Here is a 21,734-nt window from a genome sequence, read left to right as displayed (position 1 = left end):
AGCCGTCGTGGGAATGGCCTGCCGGTTCCCGGGAGCCCGCAACCTGAACGAGTACTGGCGGCTTCTGACGGCCCCGGAGCCGCAGTTCTCCGCCATCCCCGACACGCGCTGGCGCAGCGCCGCCTTCCTCACCGGCGACTTCCGCGACACGTCGTCGACCTACACCGACACCATGGCGCTGCTGCCGGACGTGGGCCACTTCGACGCGGCGCACTACGGCATCCCGCCGCGCCGGGCCGCCGCCATGGACCCCCAGCACCGGCTGCTGATCGACCTGACCCGTGAGGCGATCCAGGACGCCGGGTGGGAGGCGGACGGCTTCGACCGCGAGGAGACCTCGGTGATCACGGCTCTCACCGAGAGCGGCTACCGCGAGCTCAGCACCATGCGGATACGGATGCGCCAGCTGGCCGGCGGAGAGTTCGGAGCCCGTGCGGCGGACGCCGGCTGGCAGGAGACCGTACGCGCCGTCCAGGGACTGCACGGCACCTCCGTGGCCGGGCTCCTGCTCAACATGGGACCCAACACCATCAGCTCCGTCTTCGACCTGCACGGCGAGAGCTACGCACTGGACTCCGCGTGCTCCGGTGGACTCATGGCCGTCGCCAACGCGGTCCACGCGCTGCGCGCCGGCCGCTCCCGCATCGCGATCGCCGGTGGCGCCCAGCTGATCCTCGCCCCCGACCTGCTGGTGGGGCTGTGCCGGATAGGCGCCATCTCGCGCAGCGGCAGATGCCTGCCCTTCGGCGCGGAGGCCGACGGTTTCGTTCTGGGGGAGGGCGCCGGGGTACTGGTGCTGCGGCCGCTGGCCGACGCCCGGGCGGCCGGCGACCGCGTCTACGCCGTGATCCGCGGCGTGGGGACGGCCAACGACGGCACCGTACAGGGCGGCATGCACCCCCAGGCGGGCGGCCAGCTCAGAGCCCTGCGCCGGGCGTACCGCGACGCGGGCCTGTCCCCGGACGCGGTGGGCTACCTGGAGGCCCACGGCACCGGCACCTCCGTCGGCGACCCCGTGGAGCTCGCGGTCCTGCGCGAACTGCGCGGTGCGGACGCGGCCCCCGCCCACCTCGGGGCGGTCAAGGCGGTCGTCGGGCACTCGCTCAACTCCGCGGGCGTGGCCGGACTCGTCAAGTCGGTCCTGGCCGTGCAGCGGGGCGTGATCCCGCCGCAGCCGGAGTTCGGCCTCGCCGACACCGCCGCCCTCGACGCCGCACGGCTGACCGTCGCGACGACCCCCGTCCCATGGCCCGCCACCGACCTGCCCCGCCGGGCCGGGGTGAGCGCCTTCGGGTTCGGCGGCACCGGCGTCCACCTGGTCGTGGAGGAGGCCACCGAGCCACCGCTGCGCCCGGCGCCCGCCGGCGAGCCCTACGAGCTGGTCCTCACCGCACGCGACCGGACCGGGCTGGTCCGGTACGCCCGCGACCTCGCGCGGACCCTGACCCAGGACGGGCCGCCCCTGGCCCGGGTCGCGGACACGCTGGCCCGCCGAGGCCCCCTGGGGGAGCGCCTCGCCCTGGTGGCGCGGGGCCCCGCCGAGGCGGCCGCCCGGCTGACCGCGGCGGCCTCGGCGCTGGAGGCAGGTCGGGCCGTGGAGCCCGAGCCCGCACCCGCGACGGCCGCACCCGCCGCGGCGGGGCGCACACCCCCGTGCACCCTGCCGCCGAGTCCGCTCGCCCCGCGCCGCCACTGGGTCGTGGACGATGCGGCACGCGAGGCGGGGGAGCCGGCCCCACCCGTCGTGGCGGCGCGCGCAGGCGGCGAGCCGGCCGGGTCCGCCCCGGCGCAGGTGCCCGCCGGTCCCGTCGTGCCCACCCCTTCCGACGTGCCCGCCTCGTCCGTCGGCCCCGGCGAGGACGCCGTGTCCATCGTGCTCGAAGAGGTGTCGCGGACCGGGGTGTTCCCCCTCGCGGACCTCGGCGAGGACATGACGCTGGTGGCCGGCCTCGGCTTCGACTCCCTCATGCTCCAGGAGCTGGCGGTCAACATCGGCAGGCGCGCGCCCGGATTCCGCTCCGAGGACCTGTTCGCGCCCGGCCTCACCGTCGGCGGGCTGATCGCGCTGCTCGATCCGGACCGGCCCCGGACTGCGGCCCCCGGCCGTCCGCCCTCCCCGCGGGCGCGGGCCGCCGAATGGGGCATCGCGACCGCGAGCGTCGACGACTTCCCGGAGGTCGCCCTCTTCGAGGAGCGCCTGGCCTCGATCACCGCCGGCGGCGCCGAATTCCCGTACTTCCGCGTCCACGAGGGCACCATCCGCGACACCACGGTGATCGGCGACCGCTCGTACCTGTCCTTCGGCAGCTACAACTACCTGGGGATCTCGGGCCACCCTGCGGTCAACGAAGCCGTGCACCGGGCCGTGGAGCGGTACGGGACCTCCGTCTCCGCGAGCCGAGCGCTCTCGGGCGAACGGGAACTGACGATCCGTCTCGAACGCGCCCTGGCCGGCTTCCTCGGCGTCGGGGACTGCCTCACGCTGGTCAGCGGCCATGCCACCAACGTCACCGCGATCGGGCACCTCGTCGGCGCGGAGGACCTCGTCCTGCACGACGCGCTGGCCCATGACAGCATCCTCCAGGGCTGCGCCCTGTCCGGGGCGGCACGCAGGCCCTTCGCCCACAACGACAGCGGCGACCTGGAACACCTGCTGCGGATCAACCGGTCCCGCTTCCGCCGGGTCCTGGTCGTCGTCGAGGGCGCCTACAGCATGGACGGCGACCTGGTCGACCTGCCCGCCGTGATCGAGCTGAAGAAACGGTACGGCGCCCTGCTGATGGTCGACGAGGCGCACAGCATCGGCACGGTCGGGGAACACGGCCGGGGCGTCGGGGAGTTCTTCGGTGTCGACCGGTCCGACGTGGACCTGTGGATGGGCACCCTCTCCAAGTCCTTCGCCAGTTGCGGGGGTTACCTCGGCGGCTCGGCCCGCATGGTGCGCTGGCTGCGGCACACCCTGCCGGGCTTCGTCTACAGCGTGGGACTGACCCCGGCCAACGCGGCCGCCGCCCTGGCCGCCACCGAGCTGATCGCCGCCGAACCCCACCGGGTGCGCGCGCTCCGGCGCAACGCCGAACTCTTCCTCGGCCTGGCCGCGGCGGCCGGCCTGCCGACCGGCTCCAGCGCCGACACCCCCATCGTGCCGGTCGTCCTCGGCGACTCGGCACGGACCCTGCGCGTCGCGGACCGGCTGTTCGCGCGGGGGGTCGTCGCCGACCCGATTTTCCATCCCGCCGTCGAGGAGGGCCTGTCCAGGCTGCGGTTCTTCCTCACGAGCGAGCACCGCGAGGACGACGTGCGCCGCGCCGTCGCCGTCCTGGCCGAGGAGGTGGCGGCCGCCGCCCGGCTCTGATCCGGCCATGTCAGAACAGCGTGCGTTCTATGCGGCTGAGCATGGCGCTCGTCCCGGGATCGCCGGCCGCTCCCGCCTCGCCGGAGGGGGCGGCGCCGTCCCGTCCCTCGGCGGCACCGCCCATCCGCTGGGAGAGCAGGTAGGCGATGATCTCCGCCTCCTGCTCCTGCACGTCGTCGTAGGCCGCGCGCAGGAGCATGTCGCGGACGAGTTCGGGGTCGAGGTTGGGGAAGAGCAGCCGGGCGGCCGCCTCGTCCAGCCCGCCGGCACCGCGATGGCAGCAGATGATGTGGCCCAGCTCGTGCAAGATGATGTGCTCCTGATGCGCGCTGGTGGTGTTGGCGTCGTAGAAGATGAGGTCCTCGTCGCGGGCGGCGACCCACATGCCGCACGGGTGCGACGAGGGCATCTGCATCGGCACCAGGAGGATGGGGCGGCCCCGCGCCTCACCGAGGTGCCGGCACAGTTCGGCCACGTCGGTCGCCTTCGGCAGGTCCAGTTCGGCGATCCGCTCCGCACCGGCCTTCCGGAGCTTCTTGAGCTGTGTGCGGCGGTCCTGGCCGGCCGACCGCTCCTTCCTGGCGCCCCTCATTCGGGACCGGAGGGATCGTCGACGGGCGGGAGCCCCTGCAACTGCCGGTACTGGTCCATGATGGCCGTGATGGCCTGCAGGTTCTCCTTCTTCATCCCGGCCGCCCGCATCGCCACGGCGCGGACCCCGGACTGCCGCAGCGCCTCGATGGCGGCGATCTCGCTGAGGACCGACTGTGCGACCTTGTCGTCGAAGAAGTACGCGACCGAGACGCCGAAGAAGCGGGCGAGGGCGGCGAGGAGGTCGGGTGAGGGATTGGAGCGCTTCCCCGTCCGCAGCTGCGACAAGTACACACCCCCGACCTTGAGTTCGGGGTTGGCCCGCTTCAGCTCCTCCGCCACCTCGGCGTTGGTCCAGTGCTTGCCCTTGGGTCGAACCGTCCTGAACAGGTCGTCGAGACGTACTGCGAGCAGGGGCCGGTCATCGCCCCCGGTCTCGGTCTCCGTCATGGTGAACCTTCCTCCCGTCACCTCCTCGGTATAGCCCTTGGCTATACGTCAGTTTCCCAGAATAGCGGTCAGTTGACAATTGGCCTGGACTCCGCCAACGTTGGGTCTCGCCGATAGCTGTCAGCTAACGCGACTCACGGGGGAAACGGGGTCGGGTTGCTGCGGAAATCGGACTGGCCCGGCCCTCGGGGGATGGGCCGGGCCAGTCCGGGCGGAAGCCACCCGTCCGGCCCGATGAAACACGGGGGAACGGGAGTGCCCGCCCGGTTTGACGGGGGATGCAAACCGGGCGGGAGCTCTCAACTCGCCTTGCTGAGCTTACTGTAGGCGGTGGCGACCTGGGTGAGCCAGGCGACTTCCGCCACGAAGTTGTCCGTGTCGCGGTCGTCGAAATCGCCCGCGTCCTTGCTGTGGTCGGGGACGATGCCGGTCCGCTTCGCCTGCAGAGCCTGTCTGATCTGCGCCGCTTCCGCGAAGGCCTGCCGAAGCTCCGCACCCGCCTCCCCGTTCGCCCCGCCGCCCGGCTGTCGGCCCGCGGCGCCGGCCGCGTTCGTCTCCCGGTCGATGTAGGGGCGCAAGTCGCGCCATCCGTCCCGGATTTCGACCACCCGGCGGTGCAGGCGGTAGTTGAGGTCGGAGACCGAGGAACCCGGAGGTTCCAGCGCGATGTCCGGCGAGGCCTCGTACAGGTCCCGCCACAGCGGGTGCAGCGCCCGGTAGGAGCGGTAGCTGCGGGCCCATTCCGTGAGCCGGGAAACGGGCGGCCCCCAGAGGGAATTGATCAGACTGAGGGAGAGGATCACGATCCCCGAGGCGCTGAAGACGTTCGAGGCGAGCTTCCAGGCGCCGATGTCCACACCGGCCGCCGCGGTCAGGATGTTGACCGTACGGGCCGTGCAGTAGAGGAACAGCACCACGGCGGCGACGGAGAGCATCCGCAGGGCCTGGCGCAGCGAGGCGTTGTCCGTCATCCGGGCGTACGGGCCGCACTGGCGGTAGATCGTCACGCACGGCACGGCCTGCGACACGATGAAGACCAGCAGGTAGGTGAGGAGCAGCGGCCTGCTGGTGCCGTCGAAGTCGGACAGGGGCCGGCCGGGGCCGTCCGCGAGGAAGAACAGGGCCGTCAGCAGCACGTCGAGGGCGATGCCCGTGATCAGCCAGTAGCGGGTCCCGCGGGCCGCCACCTCGTCCGTCGCCGCCCAGCGCAGCAGGATGATCTGCGCCGCGACGCAGAAGGCCACCGCGGCCAGGTGCATGATGAGGATGGCCAGGTTGCCCACGCCGAGGAAGCTGCCGCCGCCCATGGCCACGGCGCCCATGGTGAACGTGAGGCACTGGAGCAGCAGGGTGGCGATCAGCGCGCGGTAGGCGCCGTCGCGCCAACTGCGCCGGGCCTGGGAGAGGCGGTAGAAGAGCGCGGCGTAGGAGGAGAGCGCCGCTATCGCGAAACAGAGCGTCCTGATGGCGGTCACGTCAGCGGCCGCCCTCGCCGAGGGGAACCTCGAGTCCGACGGTCTCGGCCGCCACGGCGATGGCGGCGTCGAAGTAGGCGGCCTCGTCCAGGACACTGTCGTGCGTCCGGCTGAAGACCTGGAACACCAGCAGGCCGATCAGGCTGCTCCACAGGACGATGCCGCGTTCGACGATGTCCGAGAAGGGGGCCTCGGGCACACCGCCGAAGAGCTCCAGGGCCTCCGGCCGCAGCAGCCCGCCGGGCAGCGTCCGCCGCGGCGGGGAGAGTTCACCGGCCTCCAGTGCCGACCGCAGGATGCCGGCGAGGACCGCGGGGGTGCGCGAGGCGGGCGGGACGGTGTCCTGCGGGGCGTGGTAGCCGGGCACGGGCGATCCGTAGATCAGCGTGAACTCCGCCGGGTTGGCGAAGGCCCACTCCCGCAGCGCCCGGGTGGCGGCGAGGAGCCGGGCGCCGGCCGTGGCACCGCCGGCGGCGGCGGCCCGGTCGGCCCGCTCCATTGCCGCACCGGAGGCGTCGTAGGCGTCGACGACCAGCGCGGTCAGCAGGTCGTCCCGGTGCGCGAAGACGGCTTCCACAGCCGTGGCGGTGAGACCGCTGTCGCGGGCCACGGCGTCGAGGGACAGCCCCGACGCCCCCAGTTCCGCCAGTTGTCGGCGTGCGGTCGCCCTGACCACCGCCGGCACTGCTGCGCTGTTGCTGCTCGAATTCGTCGTGGAGTCGTCCATGCCGGAACCGTACCCGCGGCCGGCCGCGCGGGGCGCCCGCCGGCCCGAACATCCGTGCCACCCGCCGGGATCCGGCCACGACGGCCGTGCGGAAGGCCGGTAAGGATCACATGCCGGTCGTGGTGGGTGGCGCGGGCCGTTCTCCACGCCGTCCCGATGCGCCGATGGCGGACCGCCCCCCGCGGCCGCAGGACCGACCCACGGGCAAGGCCCCGGGACACCTGTCCCGGGGCCCCGCGTGGGTTGCGGCCGTCCGCCCCCACCGGGCCGGGCGACGCACTTCCCGATCAGGAAACGGTGACGAACTGCCCGATGCTCGGCACCCCTTGGGCGTCGAGGGCGAAGAGCATGTACGTCCCCGGCAGCACCACACCGGTGTCCGCGGGGATCGACACCGTGTACGCGCCCGTTCCCGTCGACGTGGACACGAGCGGTACCCTGCGCTGGTCGTTGTCCGTGGAGTGCGTCGCGGCCGCGGCCCGCATCAGGACGAACGACGCCACGGACGACCCGGTGCTCACCGTCAGCTGCGTGCCGGGAGCCGCCCTCGGGGGCACGCCGCCGGTGATGACGGGCCGCGGCTTCGGCGAACCGTCCGCGTCGAGCAGGTAGGGCGGAGTGAAGACCGCCCCGTCGGGATGGTTGGTCGCGCAGTCGCCGCACAGGCCGCCGCCGCCGGAGAAGACCCGGCCGTCCGGCAGCAGGTTGGCCACACTGTGGTAGTTGCGGGGGACGGCCATGGAGGCCAGCGGGGTGAACCTGCCGGTCGCCGGGTCCCACAGTTCGGGCGTGAGGACCGAGGTGGCGTCGCTGAAGGGCACCGGATGCGCCTGGCCGCCGAAGACCGCCACCTTGCCGTCCGGCAGGACGACGCTGTTGCTGAACGCGCGCGGGTGCGTCATGTCCCCCGTGCGGGCCGCCTGGACCTGGCTGCCCGAGATGCCCACGGTGTACGCCCGCTGCGTGGCGGGGGAGTCCTGGTAGGCCGGGGAGCCGCCCAGCGTGACCAGCTTGCCGATGTCGTACGGGACGGCGTTGCCCGTCATGGCGTCCTGGCTGTCGGCCCGGGTGCCGGCCGGGGTGACGGAGCCCTGGCCGCTGGTGGAGATCCAGTTCATCTGCTTGCTCGGGCCCAGCTGGAGGACCTTGCCGCCCGAAGTGGCGTGCAGCCACATGTGGTTGTCGGCGCGGTAGGGGCCCGCCGGATCGGCCGTCAGTGCCTGCGACGCCAGAACGCCGGGGAGCTTTCGCCACGTCCGGGTGTCCGGCGACCAGACCTCACCGGCCTTGTCGGTGCTCGCGTTGCCGCTCCAGGACCCGCCGAGGACGAAGGCCTCACCGGTGGAGAGCAGCGTCATGGCCTGGTAGCCGCGGGCGATGTTCATGTCGGTGGTCGCGGACCAGGAGTCGGTGGCCGGGTCGTAGACGCTGGCCTTCTCCGCGTTGCTGCCGCCGGTGACCAGGACCCGGCCGTCGGCCAGCATGGCTATGCCGGGGCAGAACATGTCGTGGCCGGTGTTGTCGATGCGGCGCTGGGTGACCTTGCCGGTCTTCAGGTCCAGGATCGCCGTCTGGGTGTAGCCGTTGCTGCCGCCGAAGCGGTCGACGGCGTACGCGGACCACGCGAGCAGCTTGTCCCCGGGCAGGGCGGCGGTGGCCACCGGCACCAGCGGGAAGCCGATGACCCGGCCCCAGGAGCCGTGCACGGCGGGGCTGGCCGGCCCGCTCAGGCGTATCTCGCCCGCCGAGGTCCACGGACCGCGGCCGCCGGCCTCGGTGGTCACGGTGAGGCGTACGTACCGGGTGGGCGCGGCGCGGGTGAAGGTGGCGGTCTTGACGGTGTCGTCGTCGCGCCAGGTGCCCGACGCCACCGCGGCGCCGAAGGAGATGCCGTCGGTGCTGGTCGAGACGGTGTACGCGCCCGCCCGCCCGTTGGGCCCGGTGCCGCGGGGATGGTAGACGAGGGCGGAGACGACCGCGGTGCGGTGCATGTCGATGGTGATGGTGTGCGGCAGCGCGGCGGCGGGGGCGGTCCATTTGCTGTGCCAGATCGTGTTGGCGTCGCCGTCGAGGACGTTGGCGGCGCGGCCGTTCTCGCCGGTGGTCTCCTCGTCGCTCGCCGTCGCCGTCCACCCGGCCCGGTCGAGAACGGGAGCCGCGGGCTCCATGGCGTTCGCCGGCGCGATGCCGTGGTGCGGCGACTGCACCGCCGCCTGCTGGTCGGTGGGCACGGGCGCCGCCCGCGGCCCCGGGACCCGGCCGGCCGCCGCCGTGCTCGTGACCCCGAGCCACGGTGTCAGGCCGATCAGCAGGGAACCGAGGGCGAAGGCTATGAGCAGGTGGGAGCGGCGTAACAGGCGGGAAAGCGCGAAGGAGCGCCTGGACTGCAATCTGACCTCCTGGGGCGGACTGATGTGCCCCGTAGAACATAGTCAGCGTAAGTACAACTCGGCCGGGAATGCGGAGAGTTGGCGGGAACCCGTGCGGCCCCGCCGACGGGTGCGCCGGCGGCGCCGGGCCCGCGTCAGGACAGGCCGTCCCAGAAGGCGAGGCGGTGCTCCCGGCGGTAGTCGACGGGACCGATCCGCCGCGGCGCCAGCGACTGCGTGTACGGCCGGTCCACGCGGTGGGGCCGCCAGGCCGGCAGGCCCTCCCCCCGCGGTGCGCCGGTACGGGCGAACCCCGCCCAGTAGCCGGTCATCGCGGCCGACAGCCGGCGCTGCTCCGCGGTGAACAGCGGCTCGGCGGCCTCGTCCTCGAACAGGTACGGGACGTCACCGGCATGGAAGGCCCCGAAGGCGAAGCCACCCGGCAGCGGAAGGAACATCGGCGCGCCCCGGTCCGCGAACTCGTACGCGTACACGGGCACGTACGGCGCGAGCGCGTCGTGCTGGGCCTGCGTTCCCCGCGCCCACATCCGGTCGGTGACCACCGCCGCCCACGCCAGCGCCGGGGACGCGAACGCACGGGGCGGGTACGCGGCGCGGACCCGCGCCGCGGAGCCCGCGCCGAACGCGGTCCGCAGCGCGCGGTCGTAGTCCGCCTCGGTGAAGGGCCTCCCGGCCGCGTGGTACGCCATCGCGACGAAGGTGCGGTGCTCGTCGCGGGTGGCGCCCGACAGGACGGGCACCCGGTGGAAGCGTCCGGCGCGCAGCGCCGCGGGCGGCAGTTCGGGCAGGGTGGCGTTGCCGTACCCCAAAGCCTGGAAGGCGTTCATGATGTACGGCACCTCCAGGATCCTGCGCACCGGCAGGGCGCGCAGGCAGGCGAGGGTGCGCTCCGGGCGGTCGCCGCCGCAGCCCAGGGAGGCCGTCATCGCCGCAGTGATGTCCTCCATCTCCCGCCCGGTCCGCCAGACGTACCAGGGGTATCCCGGTACGCCCGGCCCCATCGCACCCGCCGGCATGTCCATCGCGCCCTCACCGCTCGCCATGACCGCGCGGTGGAACAGCCCCGCGGAGGCGGGCGAGGTCAGGTGCCCCGCGATGGCCGACGCCCCGAACGACACGCCCGCGACGGTGACGTTGCCCGGATCCCCGCCGAAGGCCCGAGCGTTCCTGCGGACCCAGGCCAGGGCAGCCCGCTGGTCCTGCATGCCGAAGGTGCCGGAGCCCTCCAGACCCGGCAGGGCGAGACCGCCGAAGACGCCGAGCCGGTAGTTGACGGTGACGACCACCAGGCCGCGCGCGGCCAGCCGGCGTCCGTCGAAGAAGGAACCGCCGCCCACGGAGCCGTCGCCGTGGATCCAGACCAGTACCGGCGCGGCCCGCCGCCGGTCCGCCGCGGGCGGCGTGGTCACGTTCAGGACCAGGCAGTCCTCCTCCGTACTGGAGATCCGCGCGTACGGCGAGGGGACCTGCGGGCACAGCGGCCCCGGCGAGGTCGCGTCCCGGACCCCGTTCCAGGGCGGTACGGGGCGGGGCGGCGCCCACCGGTGCCGCCCCTCGGGGGCGCCCGCGTACGGGACGCCGCGGAAGAGGAGGTGCGGGCCCGACCGCACACCGCGCACCGCTCCGGCGTCCGTGCGGACCGTCTCGCCGACCGGCGCAGGCCCCGGGCGGCCCCCGCAGCCGAGCGGCCCGGCCGCCGCGGCGGCCAGCGCCAGGGCGCACACCGCCGCGAGGAGGGGCCGGCGGGCCGGGTAGCGGCGGCCAGATCCGCGATGCGTCACCGTCACCCGGCATGCCTTCCGCGCACCGCCCGGTCCCGGTCGCGTACGCACCGTACGCGACCGGATCGGACGCAGCTCCGCAGCCCGCGGCGCGGCCCCGCGGACCCGCCGCTCAGGCCCCGACGTAGGCCGCGAGGTGCTGACCGGTGAGGGTGGAGCGGTCGGCGACGAGATCGGCGGGGGTGCCCTCGAAGACGATGCGGCCGCCGTCGTGGCCCGCGCCGGGGCCGAGGTCCACGATCCAGTCGGCGTGCGCCATGACGGCCTGGTGGTGCTCGATGACGATGACCGACTTGCCCGAGTCGACGAGCCGGTCGAGCAGGCCGAGGAGCTGTTCGACGTCGGCGAGGTGGAGTCCCGTGGTCGGCTCGTCGAGGACGTAGACCCCGCCCTTGTCGGACATGTGCGTGGCCAGCTTGAGCCGCTGCCGCTCGCCGCCGGACAGCGTCGTCAGCGGCTGGCCGAGGCTGACGTAGCCCAGCCCGACGTCGGAGAGCCGGTCCAGGATGCGCTGCGCGGCCGGCGTGGCCGCCTCACCGGACCCGAAGAACTCCAGTGCCTCGGTCACCGGCATCGCGAGGACCTCGCTGATGTCCCGGCCCCCCAGGTGGTAGTCCAGCACCGACGCCTGGAACCGCTTGCCCTCGCAGTCCTCGCAGGTGGTCGCGACACCGGCCATCATCGCCAGGTCGGTGTAGACGACTCCCGCGCCGTTGCAGGTGGGGCAGGCGCCCTCCGAGTTGGCGCTGAACAGGGCGGGCTTGACGCCGTGCGCCTTGGCGAAGGCCTTGCGGATCGGGTCGAGCAGCCCCGTGTACGTCGCCGGGTTGCTGCGCCGGGACCCGCGGATCGCGCCCTGGTCGATCGACACGAGGCCCTCGCGGGCCGGGATCGAACCGTGGATCAGCGAACTCTTCCCCGAGCCGGCGACCCCGGTGATGACGGTGAGCACGCCCAGCGGGATGTCGACGTCGACGTCGCGCAGGTTGTGCGTCGTGGCGCCGCGGATGGCGAGCCGGCCGGTGGGCTCGCGCACCGTCGTCTTCAGGGCCGCCCGGTCGTCGAAGTGCCGGCCGGTGATGGTGCCGCCCTTGCGCAGCCCGTCGACGGTGCCCTCGAAGCAGACGGTGCCGCCCGCCGTGCCGGCGCCGGGGCCGAGGTCGACGACGTGGTCGGCGATCGCGATCGTCTCCGGCTTGTGCTCCACCACGAGCACCGTGTTGCCCTTGTCCCGAAGCCGCAGCAGCAGCCCGTTCATGCGCTGGATGTCGTGCGGGTGCAGGCCGGTGGTGGGCTCGTCGAAGACGTACGTGGTGTCGGTGAGGGAGGACCCGAGGTGGCGGATCATCTTGACGCGCTGCGCCTCGCCGCCGGAGAGCGTGCCCGCGGGACGGTCGAGGGAGAGGTAGCCGAGGCCGATCTCGACGAACGATTCGAGGGTGTGGTGGAGCGCCGCGAGCAGCGGTGCCACGGAGGGCTCGTCGAGTGCGTCGACCCATGCGGCGAGGTCGCTGATCTGCATGGCGCAGGCGTCGGCGATGCTCACCTTCTTGATCTTCGAGGACCGGGCGGCCGCGGTGAGCCGGGTGCCGTCGCAGTCGGGGCAGGTGGTGAAGGTGACCGCCCGGTCCACGAACTCCCGGATGTGCGGCTGCATCGACTCGCGGTCCTTGGCGAGCATCGACTTCTGGATCCGGGGGATGAGGCCCTCGTAGGTCATGTTGATGCCCGCGATCTTCATCCTGACCGGCTCGCGGTGGAGGAAGTCGTGCAGCTCCCGCTCGGTGTACGCGCGGATCGGCTTGTCGGCGTCGTAGAGCCCCGACTCGCTGTACAGCCGGTAGCTCCAGCCGCCCGGCTTGTAGCCGGGGACGGTGAGCGCGCCGTCGTTCAGCGACTTGGAGTCGTCGTAGAGCTGGGCGTGGTCGAGGTCGGTGACCGAGCCCCGGCCCTCGCAGCGCGGACACATGCCGCCGGTGATGCTGAAGGAGCGGCGCTCCTTCACGGTCCGGCCGCCGCGCTCCACGGTGACCGCACCCGCTCCGCTGATGGAGGCGACGTTGAAGGAGAACGCCTTGGGGGAGCCGATGTAGGGCTTGCCGAGCCGGCTGAACAGGATGCGCAGCATCGCGTTGGCGTCGGTCGCGGTGCCGACCGTGGAGCGGGGGTCGCCGCCCATCCGCTGCTGGTCGACGATGATCGCCGTGGTCAGCCCGTCGAGCACGTCGACCTCGGGCCGCGCCAGCGTGGGCATGAAGCCCTGGACGAAGGCGCTGTACGTCTCGTTGATCAGCCGCTGCGACTCCGCGGCGATCGTGTCGAAGACCAGTGAGCTCTTGCCCGAGCCGGAGACCCCGGTGAACACCGTCAGCCGGCGCTTCGGGATCTCGATGCTCACGTCCTTGAGGTTGTTCACGCGGGCGCCGTGCACGCGGATCAGGTCGTGACTGTCGGCAGCGTGCCGGCCTGGGGGCTGCGTGTTCTTCCTCGTGGCCATGCCTGACGTGTCTCCTCATCCATGGGGCGGGCCGGGGCCGCGGTCATGTCACGCAGGGTGGCGTGGACGTGACCGCGGCCCGTGGGGCGAAGGTGGTGCTACTGCTTGCGGGGCTGGTTGAAGCGGAGCATGTTGCCGGCCGGGTCGCGGAAGGCGCAGTCGCGGACACCGTACGGCTGGTCGATGGGCTCCTGCATGACCTCCCCGCCGGCGGCCCGGATGCGTTCGAAGGTGGCGTCGACGTCGTCGGTGGAGAAGATCACGCCGCGCAGCATGCCCTTGGCCAGCAGCTCGGCCATCGCCTGCCGGTCGGCGGCGGGCGCGCCGGGGTCGGCGAGCGGCGGTTCGAGGACGATCTCGACATCCTGCGACGGCGAGCCGACGGTCACCCAGCGCATCCCCTCGAACCCGACGTCGTTGCGCACCTCCAGGCCGAGGACGTCGCGGTAGAACGCGATCGCCTTGTCGTGGTCGTCGACTGCGATGAAGCACTGCGAGAGGTTGATGTTCATGGCTCCGACGCTACGAGGCACCCGTCGATTTCGCTTCTCCATTCCTGATCGGATCCTCGACCGGTCCACCGCCCCTGTTCGCTCCGCCGCCCCGGACCGGTCGCGTCATGTACTTGGCGACGCACGCCGGGATGGCCTCGCCCGCCTCGTGGGCGCGGGCCCGGTAGGCGCTGGGGCTCTCGCCGACCAGCTCGGTGAAGCGCGAGCTGAAGGACCCCAGCGACGTGCTCCCCACGGCGAAGCACACCTCCGTCACGCTCATGTCGCCCCTGCGCAGCAGCGCCTTGGCGCGCTCGACGCGGCGCGTCATCAGATAGCTGTACGGGCTCTCCCCGAAGGCGGCACGGAAGCTGCGGGAGAAGTGCCCCGGTGACATCAGGGCGACCTTCGCGAGCGCCGGCACGTCCAGGGGCTCCGCGTAGTCGCGGTCGATGACGTCCCGGGCACGGCGCAGCCTCACCAGGTCTTCCAGGGTCATGCGTCCCAGCATCGCACGGTACGAAGCGCGGGCCGCGGCGTCGGCCCGATCCCGCGGGGGCGGCCTCGGAGCCGTCGCCGGGCGGTCCCGGCCGCGGCGGCTCAGCCGGCCGGCGAGTCGCCCACGATCAGGCTCCTGAGGGCCGGCATGCCGCCCTCCCGCAGGGCGCGGCGCTGCCGGTCGGCCGGCGTCCCCTCCTGGAGGAGTCGGTGCACGAGCGACGACACCTCACGTTCGTCGCCGGACTCGGCCAGCGCCGGAGCGACGTGGGCGAGGAGGGAGTACAGCACGTCACCGCTGCTGCGGCAGCGCCCGTCGGGGTCGACCAGCGTGGAGTTCAGGCCGTGCCGGGCCGCATGCCAGTTGGCGGCCTGCAGCAACTCCGGCCGGCACCGGACCGGCGCGGCCCCGGCCTTCTCCTCGGCGAGGGCCACCGCTACGAGCGCCCGTACCAGGCCGGCCAGCATGACCGCGTCGTCCGCCCGCAACTGCACGTCCAGACACCGCACCTCGACGGTCGGGAAGCGGTCGGAGAGCCGCGCCTGCCAGTACAACTGGCCCCGGTCGGCGATCACCCCGGAGCCGACCAGGGCGTCGATGCGCCGCTCGTAGTCCTCGAGCCCGTCGAAGTACGGGGGCGGGCCGCTGACCGGCCAGCGGCCGAACACGATGGTGCGCCAGCTCGCGAAGCCGGTGTCCTTGCCGTCCCACAGGGGAGAGTTCGCGGACATGGCCAGCAGCGTAGGGAGCCAGACCCGGATGCGGTTGAGCACCGCGACCCCGGTCGCCGGATCGGGCACCCCCACATGGACGTGCATGCCGTTGATCAGCTGCTCGTCCACCAGCTGCCGGGCCTGCCCCTCCATCCTCAGGTACCTCGGCTTGCGGGTGACCGGCACCGCCGACGCGTCCCGCAGCGGTGCGGCCGCCGTCATGGCGACGCGGCAGCCGTGCTCCTCGGCGGCGGACGCGACCGCGTGCCGCAGCCGCAGCAGGTGCCCGCCCACCTCCTCCAGCTCCGTACAGACCGGCGTGGCGACCTCGACCTGCGCCTGCAGCAGTTCGTCCTGGACCTCGCCGTCCTCCGCGATCGGACCGAGCCCGGCCGCTCTGCGTACGTACTCGGCCCCGGGGACCGGCAGCACCGTCACCGGGTCCACCAGCAGGTATTCCTCTTCGACGCCGAATGTGATCACCCGATGCGGTTACCCCGCGATCGCCCTGATCATCCGCCGTCTGCGCCGACCGGCTCAGTGGTCGGGGCCGTCCGGCCCAGGCCGCTCGCCCCTCGGGGGGTGCGGGCGCACCTGCTCCTCGCGCCCCGTGCCCGGCCGCTGCCGCTTCGCGGTATGGGCGTCGGCCTCCCGCTCGTCCCCGCCGCCGCCCGCGTCGTGCCGGACGGCCTCGTCCGCCTCGCGGCGGGCCTCCCGGTCACCGCTCTCGCCCGGGGCCTGCGACGGGGTGGTCCGCCGCCGTCCATGGGTCTGTCCGTGCTGTGCCATCGTGTTCCCCTTCGTCGTCCCAGGGTTTCCGGCCGCGCCCGCTCGGCGCTGTTGCCGACGGACTCGTGACCGCCGTTCCCGCTCGGGGCCACAAGCGCGGGGCGGCCCGCTCCCCGGCCGGAGCGCGGGCGCGCCGCTACGTCCGGCGCCTACCCGTGAGGGGACGCCCCACACGGACCGGCCCCGGGGGAAGGGGCAGAGCGGGGGATCGGCCTTCCGGCCGTACCGCGGCCGGGCCCCGGCCCCGCGCCTCCCGCGACGTCACTCCGCTCCCGCGGTCAGTCCGGTCCGGCCAGGTGGCGTTCGGCCGCCAGGACGGCCTCGTGGACGGTCGAGCGGCCCATCAGCACGCACAGGGTGTAGGCCACGTCGTCCATGGCGCCGCGGGCCGCGCCGTCGCCGGGAGCCTGGGCGAGGAGGTCCCGGGCCGCCCGGAACCGGGCCAGCACCTCCTCGGTCCGGGCCCGGCTGGGCAGCAGCCCCACGCCCCGCCCGCCCTCCGGCCCGGACCGGGGGCTCCGCAGGGCCTCGACCGCCCGCCGCAGTGCCCGTTCCCACCGGGCGGGTACGGGTTCCCCGCGCGCGCCCGCGACCACCGCCGCCGCGAAGTCCGCCACGGGTACCCGCGCCAGCTCGGCCGCCGCCGCCAGCACGAGCCGCGCCTCACGGGCCGCGCAGGGTGCCAGGGCCATCACCATGCCCGTCGCCCACTCCACCGTCGCTGCGCCACGGAGCACCGGTACATGCCCATCAGAGGACTGATGAATGCTTTGAGAGGTCACCGATCATCCTTTCAACCGAAGGCTGCACGAGCGGTGGGGGGAAGTATGAAAGGTATGCCCGCTGTGGTTGCCTTCCCACACCCGTAGCACGCACCCGACGGGACCGGCTTGCGGGTCGGCTTCGGCGGCGACCTGCCCGAGCCGGGCGTGCCGCATCCGGAGCAGGTCGCTGAGTACCCGTCACATCGAGCTGCCACGACGGCTTGACCGTGATGTGAGACTTGCAGCATGGACATGGGACGCGAGTCGCGGTGGGAAAAGGACGCAATGACGGTGGAGATCGTCTTCGCCCTGGTGACTGCCGCCCTGCTGGCTGCCGTGGTCTTTGCCGCCGTTTTCGCACTCGCCCTGGCCCTCGGCATCTCCGGTTCGGCGGAGAAGGGCGTCCTGGCGGTCGGCGGGCTGCTCGCGGTGACGGCCGGCGTGTGGCGTCTGGTACGGGTGCTGCTCCGGTTCAACGAGCAGCGCCGCATGGGCCGCTGACCACGGGTCTCCTCCTCGCGCCCGCAGGACGGCGCCGCGGCCCCTCGTGCGGCGGTCGCCCCCCCACCGTGCCGTGCGTGCGAGCGCGCGAACCTTCACCGGAACTTCCGTCCGTGGCGAAGCCGGTCCGCTCCGTCTACAGCGCCAGCCCCCGCACCGCTCTCCTGGGGTCGCCTGCGCCCGGCGGAACCCTGCGCCGGCACCGGACCGGTCCGGCCCGGTTGCGCCGATGCGCGGGGGCGCGGCGGGAGGATGGCGCCATGGCCGACACCTTCGTATCGCGCACCATCGACGTGACGACCGGGGACCGGGAGACGGTCCACGACCTGACCTCCGCCTGCGCCGACTTCCTCGGGGAGGTGGCACGCGGCCGGAGCGGGCTCCTCAACGTCTTCACACCGCACGCGACCGCCGGGCTCGCCGTCATCGAGACGGGAGCGGGCAGCGACGACGACCTGCTGGCCGCCCTGGAGTCCCTGCTGCCGGCCGACGACCGGTGGCGGCACCGGCACGGCTCCCCGGGCCACGGACGCGACCACGTCCTGCCCGCGATCGTCCCGCCCCACGCGACGCTTCCGGTGATCGACGGGACGCTGGCACTCGGAACCTGGCAGTCCGTCACCCTGGTGGACACCAACGGGGACAACCCCCGACGCCAGGTGCGGCTGTCCTTCCTCGCCGGCTGACTCCGGCGCCGAGCGGGCGCAGGGGTGAAGACGTATCCATCATGACAGGTCAGAGCGGGTTTTCGTAGGACCAAGGGCACAGTCGATTGCCCTTGTTTGGGTCCCTGTGCGGCTTTCAGAATCAGCGTCATGAATCACACGGCGCACATCAGTCACGACGCGGTACTCCGAGCCCGAGTGGCCCTCCTGGGCTCCCAGGCTCTGACGGTCCGACAGGAGGTCGCCGCCTACCGCGTGCTCGTCCAGGTGAGCCCGCTCCCGTACCTGCCCCTGCTGGCCCGGGCGCTGTGCGCCTACAGCCGCCAGGAGTTCGGCGACCAGCCCGACACGGCCCTCGCCCTGCGGACCGAGGCGCTCGCGGCGGCACGCCGGATGCACTCCCTCGATCCCGGACGGGTGCAGCTGCTCATAGTGGTGCTCAAGGCCTGTCGGCTGCAGTTGGCGGCGATGGGGCGCCAGGAGGAACTCGAGGCGGTGCAAAGGGAGATCGCCCACCTGGACACCGACCACCGCAGGGAACTCGGCCCGCTGGAATACGAGATCACGCTCCTGGACGGACCCCGGGAACGGTAGAAGGGGGCGGCGGGCGTGTGGCACCGACCACCGGCCTGCGGGCGCGTGGCACCGGTCACCGGCCTGCGGGCGCGGGGCACCGGTCACCGGCCTGCGGGCGCGGGGCGGTGCCGGGCGCTACGGGAGCGGACCTGTCCCGCTGCGGTCCCTCACCACCGCCAGGTGAGGGTTCCGCCCTCCGCCACGCCCGACCAGCTTTCGGCGGCGCGGTCGAGCGCCGCGCACGCCAGGGCGACCTGCCGTTCGTCGAGCGGGCTGCGGCCCACGCCCCGGCCCTGCGTGCTCAGGCCGGACCAGACGCGGTAGGTCCAGTTCACGCAGAGCTCGGCCCGCATCACCGCCTCGCCGCCGCGTCGGAGGATCTTCATCCCCGACCGGCGGTGGCGGGTCGGGGCGGCCGTCTCGAATCCCTCGAAGGTGGCGCCGCGCGCCATCGCTCCCCAGAACCCGTCGGTGATCCCGAGCGCGCTCTCGACCGCCGCGTGCACGAGGTCGTGGGGCATGGTCGGACCGGTCGCCTGGGACATCAGCCGCACGTCCGGGCCCCGCCGGTCACGCACTTCCAGATCGTGCCGGTTGTCCGGAAGCTTCCGGAAGATGATCTCCATCGTTCCCTCTCTCACAGGGCTCAGGGCCGATCGTAGGCGCGCAGCCCCCGCCTCCGCGCTGCTATTTCCGTGCGTGGGCGGCCCTCCCGACGTGCCGGACCTGCTGGGCTGCCCCATCCTGCTCATGGAGGGCAACCGCAGCCGACAGGCGCTGTCCGCGGAAGGAGCCGTCACCGTGTCGGAACCGCGCGACAAGCCGCCCCGCTTCACCGCGCCGGCCTGGATGCGCAAGTACACGCCGCTCCTGGGCCGGGTCCTCGAACAGTTCGCGCGCGTCAACGTGTTGGACTGCGCCACCCGCCTGGCCGCGCAGGCCTTCCTCGGCGCGATCCCCGCCATCTTCGTCATCGGGGCCCTCGCGCCCGACTGGATGCGCAAGCAGCTCGTCTCCACCATCAGCGGGACCCTGGGCCTCACCGGACCGGCCCTGGACCAGGTCCGCTCGGTGGTGCACAACAGCGGCGAGGACACCACGACCATCGCGAGTACCGGGGTGGTGGGCGTCGTGGTCACGCTGCTGTCCGCGACCGCCTGCAGCCGCGCCCTCCAGCGGACCTGCGAGCGCGCGTGGCACCTGCCGAAGGCGGGCGCCCGGCTCGCGGCCTGGCGCTGGGTGGTCTGGCTGCTGGTATGGCTGGCGGCCCTGTTGTTCCAGGGGCCGATCCAACAGGCGTTCGGGGCCGGCCCGGTCCTCGGTGCGGTCGTCTCCCTGATCAGCGGCATCCTGCTGTGGTGGTGGACCCAGCACCTCCTGCTCGGCGGCCGCGTGGCGTGGCTGCCCCTGCTGCCCGGCGCCGTCCTGGTCGCGGTGGGGGCGACCCTCATCAGCTGGGGCTCCAGGTTCTACGTGCCCCGCGCCCTGAACCACAGCCTCGAGCAGTTCGGCGGCCTCGGGCTGGTCTTCGTCCTCCTGTCCTGGCTGATCATGTTCTTCGTCGTCGTCACCATGGGTATCGCCCTGGGATACGTAATGGCGCACGAGCACCTGCTGGCCCACCGGCTGGGCACCCCCGGCGATCCGCGGGAGCCCGGACCCACCCCGCAGCGGGCCCGGCAGTGAACCGCACCTCACCCGTACCGGGTGACACGACTGGTGATCACGACCGAACACCGCTTCAGTGGAGCCTGTGGCCCGACCGCAGTGCGACCCGATGCTCACGGCCCGGTTCACCGCACCGGCCGTGCCGAAGACCCTCGTCCACCGGCCCGAGCTGCTCAGACGCCTGACGGCCGGGGTACAGGGCCCGCTCACCCTGATCAACGGCCCGGCCGGCTCGGGCAAGACTGTGCTCACCGCCCACTGGGCGGCGGCCGGCGGCCGCGCCCCGCGGCCCCCCTTGTGGCTGACCGTCGAGCCCGGCGACGCCCCCGGCGTCTTCTGGGCGTACCTCCTGGAGGCCCTCCACCGGGGCGGGGTCGAGCTGCCCGCCGCCGTGGGCAGACCGACCCGCGCCGAAGGAGTGACCCAGTCCTTTCTGGTACGTCTCGCGGCGGGGCTGGCCGAGTCCGGGTCCGCACGGCCCGTGGTCCTCGTACTCGACCAGTTCGACACGGCCCAGCCGGCCGCCCTGACCGAAGGACTGGACTTCGTGCTCCGGCACGCCGCCGGAGGGCTGCGCATCGTCCTCACCAGCCGGACGGACTCCCTGCTGCCCCTGCACCGCTACCGGGCGGCCGGCGAGATCGCGGAGATCCGGCATGCCGACCTCAGGTTCACCCACGCGGACGCCGAGGCCCTGCTGTCCGAGCACCGGCTCGACATCTCACAGGACGGCATCCGGCTGCTCCTGCAACGCACCGAGGGGTGGGCCGCGGGCGTGCGGCTGTGCGCCCTCGCGATGCAGCGCAGCCCCGATCCCGAGGCCTTCGTCCGGCAGTTCGCGGCCGACCGCACCACGATCGCCGACTACCTCCTCAAAGAGGTGCTCGACGCGCAGCCGCCCGCCACCCAGGACCTGCTGCTGCGCGTCAGCGTCACCGACCGCGTCCACCCCGACCTCGCGGACGCGCTGACCGGCCGCGACGACGCCGCCCCGACCCTCGCCCGACTGGCCCGCGACAACGCCTTCCTGGAACAGGTCGACGCCTCCGCCTGGTACCGGCTCCACCCCCTGTTCGCCGAGGTCCTGCGCGCACACCTGCGTCAGCGCCACCCCGGCCTGGAGCAGCAGCTGCACGGGCGGGCGGCACGCTGGCTCGCCGGGACCGGCCGGCTCAACGAGGCCGTGGTCCAGGGGGCGGCCGCCGGTGACTGGCAGTTCGCCGCGGGCCGGCTCGTCGACGACCTCGCGATCGGCCGCCTGTTCACCGGCCTGGAGGCGGAGCGGCTGAACCGGGCGTTCGCACCCCTGCCCGCCGACGCGCCGGGCGCCGCGCCCGCACTGGTCGGCGCGGCCGCCCGGCTCGTCGTACAGGACCTGCCCGGCTACGCGGAAGCGGTGCGGCGTGCGGACTCCCACCTGGGCCCCGGCTCCGGCGCGGCCGCCAGGCTCACCCGGGCTTTCCTCGGGGTCCTCGCCGGCCGCGCGCACGCCGACCCGGCAGCCACCGAACGGGCGGCGGCCGACGCCGAGCGCGTCCTCGAAGAGCTGCCACCCCCGCTCGTCGCCGCCCGCCCCGAGATCCGTGCCCTGCTCCTCGCGGCCCTCGGCGCGGTGAGGCTCGGCGCCGGACGGCTCGACGGCGCGCACCGAGTCCTCACCGCCGCCGTCGACGCCTGCGCCGAGCCCGCCGCGGAGTCGGCCGCGGAGCTCGGAACGCAGTACCCGCTCTGCGACGCGCTCGGCTCGCTGGCCCTCGCCGAGCTGCTCGGCGGCCGCCTGCGGCAGGCCGCCGAGCACGCCC

Annotated in this window: 19 protein-coding genes; 6 read left to right on the top strand and 13 right to left on the bottom strand. The window is 73.3% G+C overall.

Annotation, left to right across the window (positions count from 1 at the left end; translation table 11 throughout):
• Nucleotides 1-13 precede the first annotated feature (13 nt).
• Complete coding sequence (locus tag AVW11_RS26225; protein WP_079250793.1) at nt 14-3,355, top strand: aminotransferase class I/II-fold pyridoxal phosphate-dependent enzyme; 3,342 nt, start codon at nt 14-16, stop codon at nt 3,353-3,355.
• A gap of 10 nt (nt 3,356-3,365) precedes the next feature.
• On the opposite strand, the gene AVW11_RS26220 is transcribed toward AVW11_RS26225, so the two are convergent.
• From AVW11_RS26220 to AVW11_RS36045, 12 genes are all read right to left on the bottom strand, one after another.
• Nucleotides 3,366-3,947, bottom strand: a complete 582-nt coding sequence (locus tag AVW11_RS26220) for a toxin (protein WP_030843487.1) — start codon at nt 3,945-3,947, stop codon at nt 3,366-3,368.
• The gene (locus tag AVW11_RS26215) at nt 3,944-4,396 is read right to left on the bottom strand and encodes a helix-turn-helix domain-containing protein (RefSeq protein ID WP_030843485.1); all 453 of its coding nucleotides are present in this window, start codon (nt 4,394-4,396) and stop codon (nt 3,944-3,946) included. The genes AVW11_RS26220 and AVW11_RS26215 overlap by 4 nt, the downstream gene beginning before the upstream one ends.
• 299 nt (nt 4,397-4,695) lie before the next feature.
• Nucleotides 4,696-5,871 (bottom strand): MAB_1171c family putative transporter, encoded by a 1,176-nt coding sequence (locus AVW11_RS26210; protein ID WP_076046198.1) that lies wholly within the window; start codon nt 5,869-5,871, stop codon nt 4,696-4,698.
• A 1-nt stretch (nt 5,872) separates the two neighbouring features.
• Complete coding sequence (locus AVW11_RS26205) at nt 5,873-6,598, bottom strand: TetR-like C-terminal domain-containing protein (protein ID WP_076046196.1); 726 nt, start codon at nt 6,596-6,598, stop codon at nt 5,873-5,875.
• A gap of 287 nt (nt 6,599-6,885) precedes the next feature.
• Nucleotides 6,886-8,988 carry a galactose oxidase family protein gene (locus tag AVW11_RS26200; protein ID WP_240528264.1) on the bottom strand — a complete coding sequence of 701 codons (2,103 nt, stop codon included), beginning with the start codon at nt 8,986-8,988 and terminating at the stop codon, nt 6,886-6,888.
• 134 nt (nt 8,989-9,122) lie between these two features.
• The gene (locus AVW11_RS26195) at nt 9,123-10,775 is read right to left on the bottom strand and encodes a carboxylesterase/lipase family protein (RefSeq protein ID WP_076046194.1); all 1,653 of its coding nucleotides are present in this window, start codon (nt 10,773-10,775) and stop codon (nt 9,123-9,125) included.
• Nucleotides 10,776-10,881: 106 nt separating this feature from the next.
• Nucleotides 10,882-13,266, bottom strand: coding sequence for an ATP-binding cassette domain-containing protein (locus tag AVW11_RS26190; RefSeq protein ID WP_060177533.1), 2,385 nt, complete (start codon nt 13,264-13,266; stop codon nt 10,882-10,884).
• A gap of 98 nt (nt 13,267-13,364) precedes the next feature.
• Nucleotides 13,365-13,778, bottom strand: a complete 414-nt coding sequence (locus AVW11_RS26185) for a VOC family protein (RefSeq protein WP_030027260.1) — start codon at nt 13,776-13,778, stop codon at nt 13,365-13,367.
• A gap of 10 nt (nt 13,779-13,788) precedes the next feature.
• The gene (locus AVW11_RS26180) at nt 13,789-14,256 is read right to left on the bottom strand and encodes a helix-turn-helix domain-containing protein (protein ID WP_030843461.1); all 468 of its coding nucleotides are present in this window, start codon (nt 14,254-14,256) and stop codon (nt 13,789-13,791) included.
• Between the two features lie 101 nt (nt 14,257-14,357).
• Nucleotides 14,358-15,452 carry a carboxylate-amine ligase gene (locus AVW11_RS26175; protein ID WP_076046192.1) on the bottom strand — a complete coding sequence of 365 codons (1,095 nt, stop codon included), beginning with the start codon at nt 15,450-15,452 and terminating at the stop codon, nt 14,358-14,360.
• 54 nt (nt 15,453-15,506) lie between these two features.
• Nucleotides 15,507-15,758, bottom strand: a complete 252-nt coding sequence (locus tag AVW11_RS26170) for a hypothetical protein (RefSeq protein WP_060177534.1) — start codon at nt 15,756-15,758, stop codon at nt 15,507-15,509.
• 278 nt (nt 15,759-16,036) lie between these two features.
• Nucleotides 16,037-16,495 carry a DUF5133 domain-containing protein gene (locus AVW11_RS36045; RefSeq protein ID WP_240528263.1) on the bottom strand — a complete coding sequence of 153 codons (459 nt, stop codon included), beginning with the start codon at nt 16,493-16,495 and terminating at the stop codon, nt 16,037-16,039.
• A gap of 273 nt (nt 16,496-16,768) precedes the next feature.
• On the opposite strand from AVW11_RS36045, the gene AVW11_RS26160 reads away from it, so the two are divergent.
• The 3 genes from AVW11_RS26160 to AVW11_RS26150 all read left to right on the top strand — a co-directional run bounded on the left by AVW11_RS26160 (nt 16,769) and on the right by AVW11_RS26150 (nt 18,282).
• Entirely contained in the window at nt 16,769-17,023 is a 255-nt protein-coding gene (locus tag AVW11_RS26160) for a DUF6332 family protein (protein WP_199838156.1), read from the top strand.
• A 260-nt stretch (nt 17,024-17,283) separates the two neighbouring features.
• Nucleotides 17,284-17,709 carry a secondary thiamine-phosphate synthase enzyme YjbQ gene (locus tag AVW11_RS26155; RefSeq protein ID WP_060177536.1) on the top strand — a complete coding sequence of 142 codons (426 nt, stop codon included), beginning with the start codon at nt 17,284-17,286 and terminating at the stop codon, nt 17,707-17,709.
• Nucleotides 17,710-17,838: 129 nt separating this feature from the next.
• Entirely contained in the window at nt 17,839-18,282 is a 444-nt protein-coding gene (locus AVW11_RS26150; protein ID WP_143568905.1) for a hypothetical protein, read from the top strand.
• 149 nt (nt 18,283-18,431) lie between these two features.
• Here AVW11_RS26150 and AVW11_RS26145 read toward each other — a convergent pair whose 3' ends face one another.
• Entirely contained in the window at nt 18,432-18,890 is a 459-nt protein-coding gene (locus AVW11_RS26145; protein ID WP_076046188.1) for a hypothetical protein, read from the bottom strand.
• Between the two features lie 73 nt (nt 18,891-18,963).
• On the opposite strand from AVW11_RS26145, the gene AVW11_RS26140 reads away from it, so the two are divergent.
• Together AVW11_RS26140 and AVW11_RS26135 are read left to right on the top strand one after the other, a co-directional pair.
• Entirely contained in the window at nt 18,964-19,950 is a 987-nt protein-coding gene (locus tag AVW11_RS26140; RefSeq protein ID WP_234362178.1) for a YhjD/YihY/BrkB family envelope integrity protein, read from the top strand.
• A 67-nt stretch (nt 19,951-20,017) separates the two neighbouring features.
• On the top strand, nt 20,018-21,734 hold a 1,717-nt coding region (locus tag AVW11_RS26135; protein ID WP_338058880.1), incomplete at its 3' end, for a winged helix-turn-helix domain-containing protein.

The sequence above is a fragment of the Streptomyces amritsarensis genome (assembly GCF_001953875.1).
Lineage (GTDB): Bacteria > Actinomycetota > Actinomycetes > Streptomycetales > Streptomycetaceae > Streptomyces > Streptomyces amritsarensis.
The sequence above is the reverse complement of the archived record's forward strand: the minus strand, read 5'-3'. Positions and strand labels throughout refer to the sequence as shown.

What these genes read in the sequence shown, in the direction of transcription:
- AVW11_RS26190 (WP_060177533.1), bottom strand. Translation starts at nt 13,266, where the DNA reads ATGGCCACGAGGAAGAACACGCAGCCCCCAGGCCGGCACGCTGCCGAC.
- AVW11_RS26160 (WP_199838156.1), top strand. Translation starts at nt 16,769, where the DNA reads ATGGACATGGGACGCGAGTCGCGGTGGGAAAAGGACGCAATGACGGTG.
- AVW11_RS26215 (WP_030843485.1), bottom strand. Translation starts at nt 4,396, where the DNA reads ATGACGGAGACCGAGACCGGGGGCGATGACCGGCCCCTGCTCGCAGTA.
- AVW11_RS26225 (WP_079250793.1), top strand. Translation starts at nt 14, where the DNA reads ATGGCCTGCCGGTTCCCGGGAGCCCGCAACCTGAACGAGTACTGGCGG.
- AVW11_RS26180 (WP_030843461.1), bottom strand. Translation starts at nt 14,256, where the DNA reads ATGACCCTGGAAGACCTGGTGAGGCTGCGCCGTGCCCGGGACGTCATC.
- AVW11_RS26145 (WP_076046188.1), bottom strand. Translation starts at nt 18,890, where the DNA reads ATGGAGATCATCTTCCGGAAGCTTCCGGACAACCGGCACGATCTGGAA.
- AVW11_RS26170 (WP_060177534.1), bottom strand. Translation starts at nt 15,758, where the DNA reads ATGGCACAGCACGGACAGACCCATGGACGGCGGCGGACCACCCCGTCG.
- AVW11_RS26220 (WP_030843487.1), bottom strand. Translation starts at nt 3,947, where the DNA reads ATGAGGGGCGCCAGGAAGGAGCGGTCGGCCGGCCAGGACCGCCGCACA.
- AVW11_RS26185 (WP_030027260.1), bottom strand. Translation starts at nt 13,778, where the DNA reads ATGAACATCAACCTCTCGCAGTGCTTCATCGCAGTCGACGACCACGAC.
- AVW11_RS26150 (WP_143568905.1), top strand. Translation starts at nt 17,839, where the DNA reads ATGAATCACACGGCGCACATCAGTCACGACGCGGTACTCCGAGCCCGA.
- AVW11_RS26205 (WP_076046196.1), bottom strand. Translation starts at nt 6,598, where the DNA reads ATGGACGACTCCACGACGAATTCGAGCAGCAACAGCGCAGCAGTGCCG.
- AVW11_RS26155 (WP_060177536.1), top strand. Translation starts at nt 17,284, where the DNA reads ATGGCCGACACCTTCGTATCGCGCACCATCGACGTGACGACCGGGGAC.